This is a genomic window from Phytomonospora sp. NPDC050363 (genome assembly GCF_040655735.1).
GTDB lineage: Bacteria > Actinomycetota > Actinomycetes > Mycobacteriales > Micromonosporaceae > Phytomonospora.
In genome coordinates this window covers 256,075-275,047 of the sequence record NZ_JBFAKK010000002.1, presented here as the reverse complement: position 1 = coordinate 275,047, position 18,973 = coordinate 256,075, and the positions used below count along the sequence as shown (strand labels likewise).

Genomic DNA, 18,973 nt, shown 5'->3' with positions numbered 1-18,973 from the left:
GCAGCTCCTAGTAGGTGAAGGTGCGGTCGACGGCGTCGAGGACCCGGTCGAGGTCGGGGAGGTACTCCTCCTCCAGCCTCGACTGCGGGTACGGCGTGTTGTAGCCGGTCACCCGCAGCACGGGGGCCTCAAGGGAATAGAAGCACTCCTGCATCACCCGGGTGGCGATCTCGGCGCCGAGTCCGACGTTCGAGGGCGCTTCGTGCACGACCACGAGGCGGCCGGTGCGCCGGACGGAGTCGTAGACCGGCTCCATGTCCAGCGGCGACAGCGAACGCATGTCGATGACCTCCAGGGAGCGCCCGTCGGCCTCGGCGGCGGTCGCCGCGTCCAGGCAGGTGCGCACCATCGGACCATAGGCGATCACGGTGCAGTCGTTACCCTGCTTGGCGACCCTCGCCTTGTGCAGCGGGTAAGCAGCGCCGAGTTCGCCCTCGTCGGCGATCTCGCCCTTCTCGTGGTAGCGCCGCTTGGGCTCGAAGAAGATGATCGGGTCGTCCGACGCGATCGCCTGCTGCATCATCCAGTAGGCGTCGTTGGGGTTCGAGCACGCGACGACCTTGAGGCCGGCGGTGTGCGCGAAGTACGCCTCGGGCGACTCGGAGTGGTGCTCGACGGCGCCGATGCCGCCACCCCAGGGGATGCGGATGACGACCGGCAGGGAGATCTTGCCCATGGACCGGTTGTGCATCTTCGCCAGCTGGCACACGATCTGGTCGAAGGCGGGGTAGACGAAGCCGTCGAACTGGATCTCGCAGACCGGCCGGTAGCCGCGCATGGCCAGGCCGATGGCGGTGCCGACGATCCCCGACTCGGCCAGCGGCGTGTCGATGACACGGTCCTCGCCGAAGTCCTTCTGGAGGCTGTCGGTCACTCGGAACACACCGCCGAGGCGGCCGATGTCCTCACCCATGATGAGGACCTTCGGGTCGTCCTCGAGAGCGCGGCGAAGGCCGAGGTTCACGCCTTTGCCGATGGTCGACTTGATCATCAGTGACCACTCCCTTCGAAGGACTCCTGGTACGCGACGAACTCGGCGCGTTCGGCGTCGAGCAGGGGGGACCCGTTGGGATAGACGTGGTCGAAGATCGCCGACGGCTTCGGCTCGGGCATGCTCAGCACCCGCTCGCGCAGGTCCAGGGCGTGCTCGTCGGCCTCGGCGTCGATGGCGGCGAAGAAGTCGCCGTCGCCGATCTGCTGCTTCTCCAGGAACCCGCGCATGCGCGCGATGGGGTCCTTGAGGCGCCACTCCTCTTCCTCCGACTTGTCGCGGTAGCGCGTCGGGTCGTCGGTGGTGGTGTGGGCGCCCATGCGGTAGGTGAAGGCCTCGATCAGGCCCGGGCCCTGCCCGTGGCGGGCGCGGTCCATGGCCTCCTTGGTCACGGCGTAGGTGGCGAGGACGTCGTTGCCGTCCACGCGCACGCCGGGGAACCCGAAGCCGTCGGCGCGCTTGAACAGCGGCGTCTTGGCCTGCTTGTGCACCGGCACCGAGATGGCGTACTGGTTGTTCTGGCAGAAGAACACCACGGGGGCGTCGTAGGCGGCGGCGTAGATGAACGCCTCGTTGACGTCGCCCTGGCTGATGGCGCCGTCGCCGAAGTAGGCGATGACCGCCTCGCCGTCGTCGGTGCCGACCTTGCCGTCCTTGGTGATGCCCATGGCGTACCCGGTCGCGTGGAGCGTCTGCGCGCCGATCACGATCGTGTAGCCCTGGAAGCGGTACTTCTGCGCGTCCCAGCCGCCCAGGTCGATGCCCCGGAACAGTCCGAAGGGCATGATCGGGTCGATGTCGCGGGTCCACAGGACGCCGTGCTCGCGGTAGGTCGGAAAGACCATGTCCTGCGCCGCCAGCGCCCGGCCGGAGCCGATCTGCGCGGCCTCCTGCCCGGCGAGGGAGGCCCAGATGCCGAGCTGGCCCTGTCGCTGGAGGGTGGTGCCCTCGGTGTCGAGTCGTCGGACGATCGCCAGGTCGCGATACAGGTCGCGGTACTCCTGGTCGGTGAAGTCGACGGTGTAATCGGGGTGTTCGACCCGTTCACCGTCGGGGGTCAGCAGCTGAACGAACGCGGGATCTGCCACATTCGCGACGCTGCGATTGGTGGTTGCCTTCTTGCGTGGCGTCGGCTTCTTGTTAGCCGTGCGCGTTGTCCCGCCGCTCTTGGTGGTGCTGCGGGCGCGTTCGCCGTTGACCATCTGCCTTCCTCCCTCATCTGTGTCGATCATCGGGGTCACCGTGGCCGACCAGTGGTCCACTCCGTGGGGATGACCCACAGCATTCCAGAGTCTGGGAAGGTGGACACGCCCTGATGGGTGCCTTTACCCTGCATGTTCGTACGATTACGGTGAGCCACATTCAGCAGGTGGTCGCCATTGTCGGACAGGTCGGTGATGCTGGGTAGCGTAAATCGCTCCCACGGGCCGAAAAAGGGTGCAGCATCCCCCGTGGACGCGACCCGCGAAGATCGGGGGTCAGGCATGCCGAGGTGGTTGAGCAGGCACACCGTGGCGATAGCCGGTCTGGTGACCGTCGCTTCGCTGATGACGGCGGTCGTGGTGGGCGTGGGCGTGATCTCCGTCTCCGACGGCGGGGAGGGCGGCTCGCCCGAACCCATGCTCGCCGGCGGCGCTCCCCCGCCCACCGCGCTGGCTCCCCCGCCGCCCGCGCCGAGTTCGAAGTCGCCGCGCCCGCTCCCGCCGCCCGCCCCGAAACCGCCGGGGCCCAGCGACACCCCCGAGACGGACGAGCCGCGAGAGCCGGAGAAGTCGCCGACGGCCAAGCCCACGCACATCCCCGAGAAGTCGCCGACCCCGACGCCGACGCAGAAGCCGCGCCCGCCGGAGTCGAGCGAGTCGCCCTCACCGCCGCCCTGGAAGGATCCCGACGCCCCTGAGTGGCCGTGGCCCGGGTACGCCGACTTCGCGCTGTGGCTGTGGTGCTGGGTGCACCCGTGGGCAGGACAGTGCGAGTGGGCGGGAGAGCGATCGTAGGCCTCCCACCCGCCAGATTTGCGAGTATCGATCACATTCACCCCCTGTTTCGAGCCTCTCACGCCTGACGGCGTCGCACACCCTGTCCGTCACTCGACAACTGAGCGTTACTCATCTGCCGTGACGCCGTTAGTCCAAGTGTCAGCATTCCGTCACACCTGCAAGTGGGGGGAAACAATGGACAGGTTCTCGCGCACGCTTCTGGCGGCCTCGGCAGAGTCCGGACTGGCCACGATCACACTCAGCCGCCACGTGCCGAGCCTGCGGCGAAATCTCCGCTCCGACGACGAGGTCTTGATGCTCACGCCCTGCCTGCGCTCCGGCGGCGGCTTCCCGGGCGAGTTCCTGCTGCTGCTGTCGAAGCGGCGCCTGGTCATGACCAGGCAGTCCAAGCTCCTCAACCGCATCCGCCTGTCCGTCGACGCGCCCATCTCGGAGCTGTCCGACGTGAAGTGGTCGACCGAGCCGTCGACGCCCGGCATCGAGGTCGCGTTCACCTACGCCGAGGAGCGCCACCGCTTCTGGATCAGCGCCCAGCACAGCCGGCACGCCTGGCGCCTGGAGGCGGCCCTCGCCCGCACCTTCCGCCGCCCGCTCCAGTCGATCGCCGAAGCCGCCTTAGCCCTGCGGAACTGGGACTTCCCCTTCATCGCCAAGCGCCCCGATGACGAGTGACACCGCCCCACGAGCGCGGGAACCGCACGGTCACGCGCGGTCGAACGTGTCGAATCCAGGACTTCCCCATCACCCTCCGGTGACGCTAGCCTTTGCCTACCGACTGGTAAGGAGGACAGCGATGTCCACATTCGACCGCGCAAAGAGGGCCCGTCTCACCGGCGTGTTAGCCGCCGCCCTACTGGCGATCAGCGCCCTGACGGCGACCTCCCCGGCCCAGGCCGCCGCCCGCCCCGCGGCGACGCCGCTACCGGCGAACCTCGAAACGATCCGTGCCGCCGAGGCCACCGCCCTGTACGGCAGCCCCGCGATCCGGCCCATCGAAACGCGCAAGACCGCCCTGATCACCATGGGCGACTCCGAGATCTCCGGCGAGGGCGTCGGCAACTACGAGCCCGGCACCCACCAGTTCAGTCCCGACAACTTCTGCGACCGCTCGCTCGACCAGGCCGTGTTCCGCGTCGGGATCACCGCCGACGTCCGCTACAACGTCGCCTGCTCCGGCGGCGCCAGCCCGCACCTGATCGCCGGTTCCGGGCAGCGGCAGTGGAACGAGCTCAACCAGGGCGACAACCTCGCGATCAAGGCGCGCAACACCCACCTCAAGCTCGTGTGGGTCGTCATCGGCGCCAACGACGCGGGCGGCATCGAGTTCGGCAGCGTGGCCACCGACTGCGCCACCCGCCGCATCCTGTTCCTCGGCCCGTGCTGGCCGGCCCACTCCGACACCTGGGCGGCGAAGGTCCAGATCTCGCGGCAGGGCGTCGAGGCGAGCATCGACAGCATCCGGCAGACCATGACCGACGCCGGATACCTCGGCACCGACTACGAGCTCGTCGTCATGAACTACCCGAGCCCGGGCAGTCCCGACGTCGAGGACAACCCGGACTTCCCCGGCTGGTACTCCGGGGGCTGCACCCTCTACCTCGCCGACGCGGCCTTCGCCCGCAACAAGGCCGTCCCGCTGTTCGCCAAGGGGATCCGCGACGGCGCGCTGGCCAAGGGCGCCCGCTTCCTCGACGCGAGCAGGCTCTTCGACGGCCACGGCGTGTGCGAGGACGTGACCTGGGCGCGCGGCGTGTACGTCGAGACGTCCCTGCTGCCCAGTGAGCACGCGTTCCGGCAGTCGCTGCACCCGAACTACGCCGGGCACGGCGCCTTCGCCGAATGCATGACCCAGATGTGGAACTCCGGCTGGCGCCAGGCGACCTGCGTCGACCCGGCCAGCACCAGCCACGGCACCCTCTACAACGGCTTCTTCACCTTCCGCGACCTCAAGAGCGCCGACACCGGCCAGTGCGTCGACGCCGAGGGCTACGACTCGCGCAACAACACGCGCCTGACCTCCTACGCCTGCCACGGCGGCCGCAACCAGGGCTTCTGGATCGACCCCGCGCGCAGCACCCTGCACGTCGAGCTCTCCCACGACCGCTGCGTCGACGTCAAGGGCGGCAACGTCGCGGCCGGCACCGACCTGGTGCTGTGGAACTGCCACGGCGGCGCCAACCAGAAGTTCACCGTCGACGGCACGAAGATCCACCCGGCCGGGCGCGCCGACCTGTGCGTCGCCTTCGCCGGCGCAGCGTCCGGCTCGGTCCTCGAACTGGCCGCGTGCTCGGCGGCCCGGACGAACTTCAACCTCTCGGCGCGCGACTACGCCAACCCCGTCGGCTACGGCCACGACGACTGGATCGGATCGCGGGTGTACTGACGCACCCCGACCGGCCGCGAGACGTCCGCCCGGCCCCTGATCGCTCCAGGGGCCGGGCGGACCGCTGTCGTCAGCAGGCGACGCGATCGCCGCTCTCCACGATCTCGTCCCAGCCCTCGGCGGGGACCAGCGAGCCGTCCCCGTTCTCGCCCGTCGCCCACTCCACCGGCGCCCGCAGGTAGATCGGCACCCGCTCGCCCTCGGCACCGCCCGCCGCCTCGGACTCCAGCTCGGCCAGCTCCTCAAGGCGAACGCGGACGCGCGACTCCAGGTCGGGGAAGGTCAGCTCCCACTTCGGTGTCTCGCCGGCGCTGTCGGGCGTGCGCGGAGCGCGCGCGCGGACGCGCCGCCGTTCCTCGCCGCCGAGCACGGCCAGCCAGGACTCCAGGAGGTCGGCGGCGACCGTGGCCCGCTCCCCGCGATCTCGGCTCGGCTCCTCCGCCGGGTGGTCGGCGGTGAAACGCGTGTCGAGGACGACCACCTGCATCCGGCCCCGGGGAGTGATGACCGTCAGCGTCTGGTCGCGGCGGACCTCGGCACGCGCCTCCTCCCTGATCTGCGCGGCGTGCCGGCGGGCCTCCTCCAGGATCGACGCGGCCTCCCGGCGGGCGGCCTCGACGCGGGCGGAGGCCTGTTCGAGGGCGCCGTTGAGCAGCCGCTCGCTGCGCAGGCAGTGCCAGGCCGACTGGTCGCGCAGCCGGCCCGCCTCCATCCGCAGCGCCTCCGCCTCGGCCTGGATCCGCGCGATGTGCGCGTGGGCGCCGGCACCGGCCTCGAAGGGCCCGTCCGCGACGGTCCAGGCCCCCGGCCGCACCGGGACGCGGTCGCCGAGCGCGGTCCAGTCGCCGAACGGATCCGACGGCCCCTCTCCCCCGCCCGTCTCGGCACGGCGGGCGTCCAGGAAGCGCCGCAGACGCTCCTGGACCTCGTCCGGGGTGATGTCCTCGGCGGCGGCGTCGGCGGCGTCGAGACGGGTCCTGAAGGCTTCGGCGGCCCCGTCGAGTTCGGCGTCCGGGCGCGGGTCCCACGCCCCCTCATCGTCGTAAATCACGATCCTCCTTCCCGCCCGTCCCGGCGTGCGGGTTCCACACCGATCCGGAGGCTTCTTCGGCGACCGCCTGGCGCAGCCTGCGTCTGGCGCGTTCGAGGAGCTTGCGCACCGCCTCGTGCGACTTGCCGAGATGCACGGCTATCTCGGCGGTGGACTGCTCGCGCACGATCTCGGTCATCACCGCGCGCTGGTCGGCGGTCAGCCGGCTCAGCAGCCGCTCGACGCGCTCCGGATCGGCCCACTCGACCAGCCGCTCGGGTTCGGCGCCCTCGTGGGCACGCGGCTCCGGCGCGGATTCGAGGGCGGTGGTGGCCTTCCTGCGCTCGCGGGTGTTGCGCCGCACGACGTGGGACCGCAGCGCCGTCATGGCGTAGGCCAGCGGGTCCACGATGTCCTGCCAGCCGCGGTAGACGTCGCACATCGCCTCCTGGACGACGTCCTCGACGTCGCCGGGAGCCGCGCCGAGATACCCCGCCCGGCGGGCGAGGATCACGTAGTTCTCGCTCCAGAACTCCTCGAAGGTCATCGAGGCGCACGGGGCGATGGCCATGAGAGGGTCGGGATCCATTTCGGCCAACACCTCGTCGGCTTCGACCACGGGGACTCTCCTGTTCGGGGGAGGTTCGGGGTTCTTCTGTTCTTCAGGGTCCGCCGGGGGCCCGGAATGTGACGGGTCGGGGTGTGATCGTTTCGGCACGATCGGTCAGCGCCCGGTGGAGCGGCGCTGGAGGACCGTGACGATCCCCGCGGCGATGGTGAGCAGGAGCAGGACGGTGACGGCCGATCCGGTGGCTGCGTACGTTCCCGGAGCGGCGGCCAGCGCCCCGCTGATCAGCGGCGCGATGATCGTGTCGCCTCCGCCTCCGTGCCGCCGCCGTCGGCCGTGTGGTCCTGTCATGGCGCCCTCCGTTCGCCTCGGCCCCGCCTGGTCGCGGTGCCTGTGCAGGGTCAGGTCCGTGGGCGCGGACGTCCGTGACGGGTCGACGGTGTGCGGATGGTGCGGCTCGTCGCCTGGGGACGTGAAGAAGCGGCGGCACCCGTGTGGGCGCCGCCGCTGCGGGTCCTGCGAGGCCTAGGCGGGGAACAGCCTTCCGGCGGGGATGGCCTGGCGGGCGAGGTTCGGTGCGGACCAGGCGAGCTGCGCGATCGCGTCGTAGCCCTTCTCGTAGAACTCCATGCGGATCGAGTGGCGTCCGGCGGTCAGGGCGATCGTGCCGGTGTCGTCGCGTTTGGAGTGGTCGTTCCAGGCGTCGACGAGCAGCTGTCCGTCGACCCACAGGCGCACGCCGTCGTCGGTGGTCGTGATGAAGGAATAGGTGGCCGCGGCGGGCGCGTCGACCTGGCCGGTCCAGCGCACGGCGAAGTCGTCGACGCCGATGGGGGCGCCGGGAGTGCCCATGCCCCAGTCGAAGTTCACGGTCGGGTCGACGCGGGTCAGCGCGGGCGTCCCGGTCAGGGCCGTGTTGGTGAAGTACTCGCCTTTGAGGCCCTGCTCGGCCAGCACGAGGGTGGTGACCGAGCGGGCGGGCAGGGTGATGTTCGCGGCGCCGCCGCTGATGGGCAGGGTGCCGGTCCGGTGCGGCGCGTAGTTCGCCTCGGTGTCTCCTGTGGACTGCCAGATCGCCGCGCTTCCGGCGGTGTAGCCGGTCAGGGCGAGGCTGGTGGTGGTCGCGGTGGTGGCGCCGTTGACCAGCACGATGTTCTTCGAGCCGGTGGAGGCGAAGGCGCGCAGCAGGGAGTCGCTGGAGCTCGTGTCGACCATGGTGGATCCGAAGCCGCGGAAGAGTCCTTCGCCGCTGAACATGCCGAGGCCGTGGTAGATCGGCATCGGGTCGTTGACCCCGCCGGGGCCCTCGCCTTCGGTGCTGGTGATGCCGAGGCCGGTGTTCTGGCCGGCGTTGCCGTTCTTGTCGCCGTAGATCAGCGAGGAGGCGCCGTTCTCCAGGATCGTGCCGAGCGCCGCCGCGCCCCACACCGTCGCCAGGTGGGTGACCATGCGGTCCTCGGCGTCGACGTAGTCCATGTTCCACTCGCCGAGCTGGATCGGGATCCCGCCGGGCCGCGAGGGCACGAGTGCGGCGATGCGCGCCTTGAGGTCGGCGATGTCGGTGCCCATCTCGGTGATGACGGGGCCGACCAGCTCCTCGGGCGTCGCGGGCGTGTACCCGGCGCCGTAGTCGTGGTAGTCGACGAAGTCGGTGCGCGTCCCCGATCCCTGGAGGAACGTGGTCATGTACGCGTACTCCCAGTCGCTGGTGCCGTAGGAGGCCAGACCGGGGCCGCCGACCTCGACGGCGGCGTTGCGGGCGTGCAGCGCGTCGTAGACGGCGTTGAAGCGCGCGACGTACTCGGGCGCGTCGAGCTTGTCGGGGTTGCCGTCGTTGTCGGTCTCGTTGCCGACGACGAACTTGAGCACCGGGGCGCCCGTGGCCGCGAAGTGGTCGTAGATGGCCAGCGCGTCGGCGAGGTTCTCCTGCGCGGCGCCGGCGTGGGTGCCGCCCAGCGGCAGGATGAGCATCGGTTCGGCGCCCAGCGCACGGATCGCGGCGACCCAGTCGTCGCCGTCGAGCAGCGCCTTCTCGCAGCCGTCGCCGCCGCAGACGAGCCGCCCGGTCTCGTCGAACATCAGCTCCATGCGCATGGTGCCGAAGTTCTGGCGGCGCACGTTGGCGGTGTGCGCGTTGGCGCCCGTGATGTAGTTGCCGCTGCCGTAGCCGGTGATGTCGAGGCCGTACTTCGAGGCGTCGAGCTGGGCGATCGCGGTGGTGAAGTCGACCGAGACCGTGGCGGGCGCGGCCTGTGCGGGCGTGCCGGGCACGGCGACGAGGGCGAGCGCCGTGAACGCGGCCGTCACCGCCGAGGCTGTCTTTCGCATGTTGCTCCAGGCGTTTGCGGGGATCGACGGGTCGGCCAGTCTGGCAGGAGAGTCGATCACTCCACAATGGCCGGACGTGACCGGCGGGTTAACTCTCTCAGCGCAGGCGGGCGGCGGCCGAGACGACCTCGTCGCGGAAGCTCGCGCCGAACAGCGCGGTGTGTACGAGCAGCAGGTGGAGGCGGTGGAGGGGGGCGCGTTCGCGCCAGCCGTCGGCGAGGGGGTGGGCCTCGTCGTAGGCGGCGAGTATGCGGTCGAGATGCGGTGCGCCGCCCCAGAGTCCGAGCTGGGCGAGGTCGGTCTCGCGGTGGCCGCCGTGCGCGGCGGGGTCGATGAGCCAGGCGCGGCCGTCGGCGGCCCAGTGGACGTTTCCGGGCCACAGGTCGCCGTGGATCCGGGCGGGGGGTTCGGCGGGGCCGGCGAGGTCGGCGATCCGGCCGGCGATCGCGCCGACCAGGGCGGCGTCCTGCGTGGACAGTGCGCCGGAGTCGCGGGAGGTCTTCAGGTAGGGCTCGATGCGGCGGGCGGCGAACCACGACGGCCAGTCGTCGCCGGGGCCGTTGTCCTGCGGCAGCCGGCCGATGAATCCCTGCCACGGCGCCCCGAAGCCCTCGGCGCCCGCCTGGTGCAGGCGGGCCAGGGCGGCGCCGAACTCCTCGGCGGCCTTCGCGCTCGGTTCGCCGGTGGGCACCCAGTCGAGGACGAGGACCTCGTCGGCGACGGCGATGAGCTCGGGGACCGGCGGGCCGTCGGCCGCGGCGAGCCAGCGCAGGCCCTCAGCCTCCGCGTGGAGCAGGCCTTTCGGGCCGTCCTCGACGAACTTCGCGAACACGTCGCCGCCGTCGTCGAGGGTCAGCCGCTGCGCCACGCCCACCGAGCCGCCCGGGACCGGCGTGCAGCGAATCCGCTGGTGCTCGATGAACATGGGCACCTGATGCGGGTGCGCGCGCAGGTAAGCGAGGTCCACGCAGGGAGCCTAACGCCGTCGGCGGTGGGGGCCGTGCCCGCCGCGTCGGACAGGTGTAAGGCCCCACTTGGGCGCAAATGAGAGTAGACATGGAGGCATGGTGGACACCCAGGCGCAAGCGGTCATCCGCGGATACCGGCCGAGCGACCATCTCGCGTGCCGGTCCTTGTGGGCCGAACTCGTGGAGGTGCACCGGGAGCTCTACGCCGATCCGAAGTACGGCGGGCACGATCCCGGCGCGGCCTTCGAGGACTACCTCACCCGGCTCGACCTGACCGGGATGTGGGTCGCCGACGACTCCGAGGCCGGCGTGGTCGGACTGATCGGTCTGCTCCTCGACGGGCGCGGCGGTGCCGTCGAACCCGTCATCGTCGCCACCGCGCACCGGGGCGGCGGGATCGGCAAGGCGCTGCTCGGACGGGTCGCGTCGGAGGCGAAGAAGCGGCGGATGACGCACCTGTCGGTCGCGCCCGAGACCCGCGACCTGCCCGCGCTGGCGGCCTTGACCTCGGCGGGCTACACGACGCTGTCGCGGCTGACGCTCACGCTCCCGCTGGCCGAGCCGCACGAGGAACCCGACGAGCGGCCGAGCCTGGACTTCCTGGGGCACACCCTCCGCTACTGAAACGACGCCCCCGGTCCCGCCGCCGGCACACGGCGGACCCGGGGACGTCTCCCCTTCGGTAAGGCTTGTCGGAACCGGGTGACCGGTGGTTCTCGGCGGCCTCGGCCGGGAGCCCGCCCAAGCCCCGTCCGCGCGCACGGACGCCGGGTCGGACGTGAGCGGGCAGTTCCCGTGGCCGACAGTCGAGCCCGCCACCCGCCGCCGTATCGGTTCGGCTCCTTCGGTTGGTGCCGGTGCTCCCGGAGACCTGGGAGACGTCCAGGTCCGGCAGTACCTGGTAGCCCCCGGGGGCACCGGCATACCCCGTCAGTCGGGGGTCGGGGAAAGACTTAGAAGGCGAAGACCGGGCCCGTGCGGGCGCCGAGTTCGCAGGAGTTGCCGAACTCGCGGTCATAGGAGACCACCGTGCCCGCCCACACGCCCCTGGCAGTGGCCCGCACCGGGTCGTAGATCGCGGGGCAGTTCGTGTCCGGTGCCACGTCGAGCGCCCCGAACTCACCGCCGACCCCGATGAGGGCCCGGCACGCCTCAGCGGCCTGGACGTGCGTTCCGCCCGTAGGCTCGCAGGAGAGGGTCGCCTCTGTCGTAGAGGCGGAGCCGCTGACCGTGAGGACGAGCGAGGCCGCCTCCTCCGAGGACCGCGCGGTGGCCGACGTCGCGCTCCCGGCGGCGAAAGCCGCGGCGAAGCACGCGCTGAGGGCGACGACGGTGTGCACGCGCATGGGTTGAGTCCTCCGTGTAGGCGGTGGGTACGAGATGATCCTTCAACACAGAGCGGCCGAATGGAACACGCAACGCGAATGTTGACGGGGATCCGCCACTATCAGTGAAGTTGACCGGGCGGATTGTGCGGCGTTGGGCGACGCTGGAGCCGTACTGGGGCGCAGTTGAGGCGGGGCCGGAGGGGCGAGGCGGTAGGGCGGCAAGGCGACTGAGGCTTCGCAGGTGGGGCGAGGCGGCAGCGCGACTGACGGCTTCGCGGAGTGGGGCGGCGAGTTTCGCCAAGGGGGGTGAGGCCGGGCCGCCGAGGGCCTCAGGGGTTCGCGACCACCTCGCGGCGCCCGTGCCGGTCGCGCCAGCGCAAGGGCCAGGTGGCCGGGACCCCAGAGCACAAGGCGGCCATGGATCGAGGACCGGGCAAACGTGGGCCGTCGGCGACCGAGGGCTCCGCCGAGCAAGCAGGGCAAGGGCGGAGCGGGCGAGGGCGAGGGCGAGGGCGAGGGCGAGGGCTCCGGAGGGTGCGGCGGCCGTAGGAGGAGCAGCCGTAGGCGGCGACTCCTGGCGGGCGGGGATTGAACGGGTGATCGCCGACTGGGCGGACTCGGTGCGCCCGGCGGCCGGACGGAAGTGGGTCAGGGCGGGAGCTGACCTCGGAGGGCAGCGTGGACTGCGCCGACAGATGGAGAAACCGTGCGCCGGGGCGGGAAGCGATCTGCCTCGCGAGGCGAGGGCGGGAAGCGGCCGGCCGCGCAAGGCGAAGCGGGTTGGCGAAGCGCGCGAGTGGCCACCGGTAGCAGAGGGCGGGGCGGCCGGGCTTGGCGACTGGGTGGCGTGGGGGCGGGGCGGCCTTGCACGTGGCGGGCGGGGCGGGCTGAGCGGCGCGGGTCAGGGCGGGGTGCGACAGGCAGGGCGGGGTGCGACAAGGCGACGCAGGGCGAGGTGGGCAGGGCGGGGCGAGGCGGGGCGGCCTTGGACGGGGCGGGCGTGACGGGGCGGGGCGGCGCAGGACTGAGCGGGGCGAGCGAGGCGCGAGCTTCCTGAGCACTGTGAGGCAGACGATCGGGAACTCCGGAAGGCGGCACGGAGATGGAGGAGGGCAACCGTAGGACGTGAGCTCCTTAGGCAGTGTGGGAACGGGTAGCCGTGGCCCGACACACCAGCACATCCGCGCCCCGCGCCCCGCGCCGCGCCCCAGCGCACCGGCAGGCTTGGCGGGGATGTATAGCTGGCTTCGGGACACACAGTCGGCGCGAGCGTTCGTGTGCGAGTGGGCGGCGGACGGATGGGAGGAGCAGGGCAACCCAGCCGGCAGTGGAGTCGGCGAGCCGGCGGAAAGCGGCGACTGGACGCTGGCGCGATCCGCGCCACCGGCGGGAGAGCAGGCGACCAAGCGGCAGGTGGCCGATGGCAGGACCGCGCAGTCGGCGGGAGGGTGACACCGACCGGCGGGCAGGCGAAGGAGCTTTGGCGGGCGTGCGGGAGGGCGAAGGAACTGAGGGCCGGCGGGCAGGCGGAGACGAGGTGGGCGCGGTCGGCGCGGGCATGAGCCGCAACATCCACTTGAACGCGGGCGGACCGTCGGTAGCGGCGGTGGCGGCGTGCGAGGCGATGCAAGGACAGCAGGTAGGTGCGAGTGGCGGGAGCGGACGGCCGCGACAGGTCGCCACGGCGGTGCGGGCAGTGGACGGGCCGGAGCACCGGCGGCCACCCCGCCGAGGTCGGGTACAGCCGCGGGAGGGTGTGCGGCCGTACCCGAGTTCGGGGGCCGCCCGGGGGCCCTGCCGGAGTTGGTGGGCCGGCGAGGGCCTTGGTGGGCGACGGGTGTGGGGCGAGAATATCGCAAGCAGTAGTGAAGTGATAACGGTAGGTCATGAGGTTGTGGTGGTGGGCGGGTGGTAGTGGGCGGGTTGGTGGGCTTGGCGGGTACGGCCGCGGGGGAGGACGGCCGTACCCGGTCGGTGGGGTGGCGGTGCGGTGGCGGTGGGACGAGTGGGTTACGGGGGTGGGGATTGTGTGGTGAGGGTGGCGGCGGCTTTGGCCATTGACCTGGCGAAGGTGCTGACTTGGGTGTAGACGCCGGGTTTGCCCTTCTCGGCGCAGCCTTCGCCCCAGCTGACGATGCCGACCTGGACGATGCGGCCCTCGGCGTCGGGCCGGAAGAGGGGGCCGCCGGAGTCGCCTTGGCAGCTGTCGACGCCGCCTTCGGGGACGGCGGCGCACAATTCCTCGTCTTCGACGAGGTCGGCGTAGCTGCCGCCGGAGGCGGCGCAGGCGGCGTCGGGAACGAAGTGGACGGTGGCCTTGCGGAGCAGCTCCGACGGGGAGCCCTCGGGGGTGGTGGCGCCCCAGCCGGCAACGGCGAAGGTGCCGGAGTCGGCGGTGGTGTCAGGGGTGAGCGGGAGAGTCGGCAGGTCGGTGGCGGGTTCGGCGAGACGGATGAGAGCCCAGTCGCGGCCCATGCCGTCGTAGCCGGGGGCCACGTGAACGGCGGCGGCGCGGATGGTGCGGGCCCGCGGATCGTTCAGGTCGACGGCGCCGACGGTGGCCGTCACCGTGGTGGGGTCGTCGACCCCGGCGACGCAGTGGGCGGCGGTGAGGACCAGGTCGGAGCGGTAGAGGGAACCGCCGCAGCCCATCGACAGGCGCACCATCCAGGGCAGCTCGCCCGGTGGGGCGAGGGTGCCGCCGACGATGCGCGCTGCGGCGGACCCGCCGGGCGAGGCGTGGGCCGATCGTGTCTCGAAGCTCACGGCGAGCAGGAAGGCAAGGGCCGCGAGCAGGTAGAGGGCCAGGTCACGGAAGTGCTGGGAGCGGCTGAAGGCGCGGACTTCGTCGAACATCGTGTTCTCCTCAAGAGCGTGGGGTCGTAGGCTCGGATTCATGGGACGAGTGACCGACCGGCGCCGCGTGCAGCGCATCCACGAGGGCGAACGGAGCTTCCGCCCGGACACGCTGATCGTCGAGGAGCCGCTCGAGATCCAGGTCAACGGCGAGCCGCTGTCGGTCACGATGCGCACGCCGGGCGACGACGTCGACCTGGCGCTCGGCTGGCTCTACGCCGAGGGGATCATCACCTCCTACGAGGACGTGGTCACCGCCAAGCACTGCATGGACAGCGACCTGAACGTTCTGGACGTGACCCTGCGGGCGGGTGTCGCGGTGCCCGACCGGGCCGGCCGGGGCTTCACCGTCAGCGGGGCGTGCGGGACTTGCGGGACGTCGAGCCTGGAGGCCCTCCGCGAGGTCACCGCCAAGGCGGTGCGCTGGCCGATCCGCGAGGACGCGTCGACCCTCGACCCGGCCGAACTCTCCGCGCTGCCCGGCAGGCTGCGGGCTGCGCAGAAGGCCTTCGCGCGTACCGGTGGTGTGCACGCGGCCGGCCTGTTCGGTCCCGGCGGTGAACAGCTCGCCGTCCGGGAGGACGTGGGCCGCCACAACGCCGTCGACAAGGTCGTCGGCGACCGCCTGCGGCTCGGCGCGGTCCCGCTCACCGGGCACGTCCTGATGGTCAGCGGACGCGTCGGCTACGAGATCGTGCAGAAGGCGGCCATGGCCGGAATCCCGGTGCTCGCGGCGGTCTCGGCGCCGAGCACGCTCGCCGTGGACCTCGCCGCAGAACTGGGAATGACGCTCGTCGGCTTCGTCCGCGGCGACTCGATGAACGTCTACACCGGCACGTCGCGGACCTCCTCCCCCGCACCCTCGACCGACACCGCGCCCTCGACCGACACCGCACCCTCGGCCGACACAGCGCCCTCGACCGACACCGCACCCTCGGCCGGCACCTTCCCCTCGGCGTAGGTCGCCGCGATCCATTCGCGCGTGATCGGCGGCAGCTCGACGGGCGGGAGGCCGGCGTTGAGGACGTCACTCAGCATCAGCGCCAGGCGGTACTCCGGATCGGCGTCCAGCGCCCGTTCGAGCGCGATCCTGGCCAGTGCCCCGTTCCCCGCGCGCCAGGAGGCGTAGGCGAGCAGGACGGCCGGCGCCGCGACGTGCTCCGGCTCGGCGTGCCGGACCAGGCACACCCACAGCGGCGTCAGCGAGTCCGGGCTGTGCTCGTCGACCATCGCCCAGGCCTCGTCGCGGATGCGGTCGTGGGTGAGCATCAGGCACAGCCCGGCGATGTCCTCCACACTCGGGAGCGTCCCGTGCGCTCGGACGATCTCCCCGAGCCGGTTGAGCAGGCCCACCCCCTCCGACCGCCAGCGGTCCCAGCAGGCGGTGGTGTCCTTCGACCCCAGCAGCTCGCGCGACATCCGGGCACTGGCCTCGATCAGCGCCCGGCGGATCCGCTCCTGGATCTCCTCGCCGCAGGGCGCGATCAGGGCGGCCAGCTCGCCACGGCTGGGCAGGGCCTGGAGCCCCGCGAAGGTCATCGCCGCCGAGACGCGCTCGCCGGTCAGGTCGAAGGCGGTGCCTTCCACGGGACAGCACTCGCCGCCGGGACACAGGTAGGACCAGTAGCGCCCTTCGGTGACGCGCAGGGCCTCGCGGACGGGCACCCCCGCGATGCCCAGGGCGTCGCGGACGACGTCCATGTCGGCAGTGACGCGACCCGGTGGCCCGTAGCCGAGCAGGAGCACGGAGTCGACGCCCTGCCGGGCGAGGTTCTCCACGAGGCGGGTGGGATCGCGCGGGTCCTCGGGGCCGGAGAGGTCGTAGCGGCCGGTGACCTTGACGTCCCCCGAGGACAGGCCGAGGAACGCGATGGACTCGCTCGGGTGGTAGCCGAGCAGGTAGGGCGTCGCGGCGAGGAGATCCTCGGGCGAGCTGAGTCGGATGGGCCGGGTGACTGTCGTTGAGTTCGCCATATGGCCACATTGCGGGACTCGGCGGTGGGGCGGCCAGCACCGGAACGCGAGCCTGTGGATAACCGACCGGTTGTGGATAACTCGCCGATATGTGTCATAGACTTCGCGTATACGGCACCCGAGACGCCTCTGACCAGGAAGAACTCGGAGGACGTCGAGCCGACTGCGACCACGAAGGACAGAACGTGACCGACGCGGCGATCGTCCTGTCCGGCGGATCCTCGCGACGCATGGGCGGAGCCACCCCGAAGCCCCTGCTGCGCCTCAAAGGCAGGCCTCTCCTCCGCCGCGTCCTCGACGCCCTGCCGCCCGGCACGCCGACGGTCATCGTCGGCGGAGCGGGCGAGCACGGCGACCTGCCCGACACCGTCACGGTGCTCGCCGAGAACCCGCCCGCCTCCGGACCCGCCTACGCGCTCAAGGCGGGCCTCGCCGGGATCCCCGCCGCCGCAACACATGTCTGGGTCCTCGCCGCCGACCTCCCGCTGCTCACCCCGCAGGCGACCACGGCCCTTCGCGAAGCGGTCGGCGACACGGACGGCGCCCTCTACGCCGACGACCGTCCACAGTGGCTCTGCGGCTGCTGGCGCGTCGGCGCTCTCACGTCCGCGGCACGGCACATCACCCCCGGCGCTCCCCTGCGCACCCTCCTCGGCCCCCTTCGCCGCAACGAACTGCGCTGGTCCTCCCCCGGCCCGCCGCCCTACTTCGACTGCGACACGCCCGAAGCGCTCGCCGAGGCGGAAACCTGGCTGTGATCCTGTAATCCAGGTCACCGGTTGTCACAGATCGCGGCCGGCGGGTGTCCACAGGGACATCAACACGAAGGAGCCCACGATGTCCCGCATCTCGATGACACCGCCTCGCACGCTCACCAACCGCTTCGTCGCCTGGTTCGCCAAGCGCAAGTTCGGCCGCGAGCTCGGCCCCGCCACCGCCGCCGGCCACAACCGCAAGGTCCTGATGACCACGCTGAAAATGGAGATGGGCGCCGCCAAGTGGAACGCGAACCCTTCGAGCCTGCGCCTGCTGGCGATGATGCGCACCGCCGCGACCATCGAGTGCGAGTGGTGCATGGACTTCGGCTACTGGCTGGGAGTCGAGGACGGCATCGCCCCCGATAAGATCGAATCGGTCCCGAACTGGCGAAACGCCGACTGCTACACGCCGGTGGAGCGCGCGGTCCTGGAGTACGCCGAGGCGATGACGCAGACTCCGCCCGAGGTCACCGACGAGCTCAACGCCAGGCTGCGCGAGCACCTCGACGACGCGCAGCTCGTCGAGATCACCGCGACGATCGCGCTCGAGAACTTCTACGGACGCAACAACCACGCCCTCGGCCTCGCGCCCGAGGGGTTCAAGGAGAGCTGCGCCATTCCGGCGCGCAAGGGGTGAGACATGGCCACGGCCACCGAGCTGTTCGAAGAGCACCGGAACCTGCTGTTCTCGGTGGCCTACCGCATGCTCGGCTCGGTGGCCGACGCGGAGGACGCCGTGCAGGACTCGTGGCTGCGATGGTCCACTGTGGACGTCTCGACCGTCGAGTACCCGAAGGCGTACCTGGTCCGGGTCGTGTCGACGACCGCGCTGAACCGCATGCGCACGGCCAAAGCGCGCCGCGAGGCCTACGTCGGGCCGTGGCTGCCCGAGCCGCTGCTCACCAGCCCCGACGTCGCCGAGGAGGTGGAGATGGCCGAGTCGGTCTCGCTGGCGATGCTGGTGGTCCTGGAGACCCTGGGACCCGACGAGCGCGCGGTGTTCGTGCTGCGCGAGGTATTCGGTTACCCGCACGCCCAGATCGCCGAGGCGCTCGACAAGTCCGAGGCGGCCGTCCGGCAGCTCGCCCACCGCGCGCGGTCGCACGTCCAGGCTCGCAGGCCGCGCTTCGAAGCCGACCGCGCCAAGCAGAAGGAGGCCACCGAGCGCTTCCTCGCGGCCACAATGGACGGTGACCTGGAGAGCCTGATGGGGGTCCTCGCGCCCGACGTCACGCTCGTCACCGACGGCGGCGGACGCATCCAGGCCGCGCGCAACCCCATCCACGGCGCCGACAAGGTGGCCCGCTTCCTGCTCGGCGTGACCTCGCGCCCCTGGGCGGGGATCCCCATCGAGGAGCTCACCTACGGGTTCGCCGACCTCAACGGCGCCTTCTCGCTGCTCGTCTACCACCACGGCAAGCCGGTGTCGACGCTCACCGTCGACGTCGCCGACGGGCGCATCGCGGGCGTGCAGATGGTCGCCAACCCGGAGAAGCTGCGGCACCTGCCGAAGCAGGAGGGGTAGGGAAGGCGCCTGTAGGCGTTCCCGGGACGGGTCCCCGCCGGGGAGTGCGAGGTTGAAGACGCCTGCGGCGTTCGCCGACACCGCCGGGCCGATCGCTTCCCGGCTAGGAGACGTCCATGGATCCACGTTCCCCGCAGAACCCTCCGCACGCCGAACCTCTCCGAACTCCCGGATGGCCGACTCGGTGGCCGAACACGCCACGTCCGCCGTCGCCGACACCGGCCCGGCCACCGTCCACAGTGCGACCCAAGGGGCCCGGCAGTG

17 protein-coding genes and 1 pseudogene are annotated in these 18,973 nt (G+C 71.4%); 8 read left to right on the top strand and 10 right to left on the bottom strand.

Going from position 1 to position 18,973, the window contains the following annotated elements; translation table 11 throughout:
* Positions 1 to 7 precede the first annotated feature (7 nt).
* Both AB0I28_RS05740 and pdhA read right to left on the bottom strand, forming a co-directional pair.
* The gene (locus AB0I28_RS05740; protein ID WP_357489865.1) at positions 8 to 991 is read right to left on the bottom strand and encodes an alpha-ketoacid dehydrogenase subunit beta; all 984 of its coding nucleotides are present in this window, start codon (positions 989 to 991) and stop codon (positions 8 to 10) included.
* The gene (gene pdhA, locus AB0I28_RS05735) at positions 991 to 2,223 is read right to left on the bottom strand and encodes a pyruvate dehydrogenase (acetyl-transferring) E1 component subunit alpha (RefSeq protein ID WP_357489863.1); all 1,233 of its coding nucleotides are present in this window, start codon (positions 2,221 to 2,223) and stop codon (positions 991 to 993) included. The genes AB0I28_RS05740 and pdhA overlap by 1 nt, the downstream gene beginning before the upstream one ends.
* A gap of 252 nt (positions 2,224 to 2,475) precedes the next feature.
* Here pdhA and AB0I28_RS05730 point away from each other — a divergent pair, with 252 nt between their 5' ends.
* The 3 genes from AB0I28_RS05730 (at position 2,476) to AB0I28_RS05720 (ending at position 5,374) form a co-directional block, all read left to right on the top strand.
* Complete coding sequence (locus AB0I28_RS05730; RefSeq protein ID WP_357489861.1) at positions 2,476 to 2,988, top strand: hypothetical protein; 513 nt, start codon at positions 2,476 to 2,478, stop codon at positions 2,986 to 2,988.
* 177 nt (positions 2,989 to 3,165) lie between these two features.
* Complete coding sequence (locus AB0I28_RS05725) at positions 3,166 to 3,663, top strand: hypothetical protein (RefSeq protein ID WP_357489859.1); 498 nt, start codon at positions 3,166 to 3,168, stop codon at positions 3,661 to 3,663.
* A 121-nt stretch (positions 3,664 to 3,784) separates the two neighbouring features.
* A complete protein-coding gene (locus AB0I28_RS05720; protein ID WP_357489857.1) occupies positions 3,785 to 5,374 on the top strand; it encodes a ricin-type beta-trefoil lectin domain protein in 1,590 nt (529 codons plus the stop codon).
* 70 nt (positions 5,375 to 5,444) lie between these two features.
* Here AB0I28_RS05720 and AB0I28_RS05715 read toward each other — a convergent pair whose 3' ends face one another.
* The 5 genes from AB0I28_RS05715 to AB0I28_RS05695 all read right to left on the bottom strand — a co-directional run bounded on the left by AB0I28_RS05715 (position 5,445) and on the right by AB0I28_RS05695 (position 10,267).
* Complete coding sequence (locus AB0I28_RS05715; RefSeq protein ID WP_357489855.1) at positions 5,445 to 6,425, bottom strand: ATP synthase F0 subunit B; 981 nt, start codon at positions 6,423 to 6,425, stop codon at positions 5,445 to 5,447.
* Complete coding sequence (locus tag AB0I28_RS05710) at positions 6,409 to 6,993, bottom strand: sigma-70 family RNA polymerase sigma factor (RefSeq protein WP_357489853.1); 585 nt, start codon at positions 6,991 to 6,993, stop codon at positions 6,409 to 6,411. Before AB0I28_RS05710 ends, AB0I28_RS05715 begins: the two co-directional genes overlap by 17 nt.
* 135 nt (positions 6,994 to 7,128) lie before the next feature.
* Positions 7,129 to 7,323 (bottom strand): hypothetical protein, encoded by a 195-nt coding sequence (locus AB0I28_RS05705; RefSeq protein WP_357489851.1) that lies wholly within the window; start codon positions 7,321 to 7,323, stop codon positions 7,129 to 7,131.
* 174 nt (positions 7,324 to 7,497) lie between these two features.
* Positions 7,498 to 9,300, bottom strand: coding sequence for a PA14 domain-containing protein (locus tag AB0I28_RS05700; RefSeq protein WP_357489849.1), 1,803 nt, complete (start codon positions 9,298 to 9,300; stop codon positions 7,498 to 7,500).
* Positions 9,301 to 9,397: 97 nt separating this feature from the next.
* Entirely contained in the window at positions 9,398 to 10,267 is an 870-nt protein-coding gene (locus AB0I28_RS05695; RefSeq protein WP_357489847.1) for a fructosamine kinase family protein, read from the bottom strand.
* Between the two features lie 97 nt (positions 10,268 to 10,364).
* Between AB0I28_RS05695 and AB0I28_RS05690 the strand changes: the two genes are divergently transcribed.
* Positions 10,365 to 10,892, top strand: coding sequence for a GNAT family N-acetyltransferase (locus AB0I28_RS05690; protein ID WP_357489845.1), 528 nt, complete (start codon positions 10,365 to 10,367; stop codon positions 10,890 to 10,892).
* A 329-nt stretch (positions 10,893 to 11,221) separates the two neighbouring features.
* Here AB0I28_RS05690 and AB0I28_RS05685 read toward each other — a convergent pair whose 3' ends face one another.
* Both AB0I28_RS05685 and AB0I28_RS05680 read right to left on the bottom strand, forming a co-directional pair.
* Positions 11,222 to 11,614 carry an SSI family serine proteinase inhibitor gene (locus AB0I28_RS05685; RefSeq protein WP_357489843.1) on the bottom strand — a complete coding sequence of 131 codons (393 nt, stop codon included), beginning with the start codon at positions 11,612 to 11,614 and terminating at the stop codon, positions 11,222 to 11,224.
* Positions 11,615 to 13,606: 1,992 nt separating this feature from the next.
* Positions 13,607 to 14,452 (bottom strand): serine protease, encoded by an 846-nt coding sequence (locus tag AB0I28_RS05680; protein ID WP_357489841.1) that lies wholly within the window; start codon positions 14,450 to 14,452, stop codon positions 13,607 to 13,609.
* Between the two features lie 40 nt (positions 14,453 to 14,492).
* Between AB0I28_RS05680 and fdhD the strand changes: the two genes are divergently transcribed.
* Positions 14,493 to 15,413: a formate dehydrogenase accessory sulfurtransferase FdhD gene (gene fdhD, locus AB0I28_RS05675; RefSeq protein ID WP_357489839.1), complete on the top strand. Its 921-nt coding sequence runs from the start codon at positions 14,493 to 14,495 to the stop codon at positions 15,411 to 15,413.
* Between the two features lie 53 nt (positions 15,414 to 15,466).
* On the opposite strand, the pseudogene AB0I28_RS05670 reads toward fdhD, so the two are convergent.
* A pseudogene (locus AB0I28_RS05670) lies at positions 15,467 to 16,426 on the bottom strand (DUF4192 domain-containing protein); the annotation flags it as partial.
* A gap of 185 nt (positions 16,427 to 16,611) precedes the next feature.
* Here AB0I28_RS05670 and AB0I28_RS05665 point away from each other — a divergent pair.
* The 3 genes from AB0I28_RS05665 (at position 16,612) to AB0I28_RS05655 (ending at position 18,709) form a co-directional block, all read left to right on the top strand.
* Positions 16,612 to 17,184, top strand: a complete 573-nt coding sequence (locus AB0I28_RS05665) for a molybdenum cofactor guanylyltransferase (protein ID WP_357489837.1) — start codon at positions 16,612 to 16,614, stop codon at positions 17,182 to 17,184.
* A 79-nt stretch (positions 17,185 to 17,263) separates the two neighbouring features.
* A complete protein-coding gene (locus tag AB0I28_RS05660) occupies positions 17,264 to 17,821 on the top strand; it encodes a carboxymuconolactone decarboxylase family protein (protein ID WP_357489835.1) in 558 nt (185 codons plus the stop codon).
* A 3-nt stretch (positions 17,822 to 17,824) separates the two neighbouring features.
* Positions 17,825 to 18,709, top strand: coding sequence for an RNA polymerase sigma-70 factor (locus AB0I28_RS05655; protein WP_357489833.1), 885 nt, complete (start codon positions 17,825 to 17,827; stop codon positions 18,707 to 18,709).
* Positions 18,710 to 18,973 lie beyond the last annotated feature (264 nt).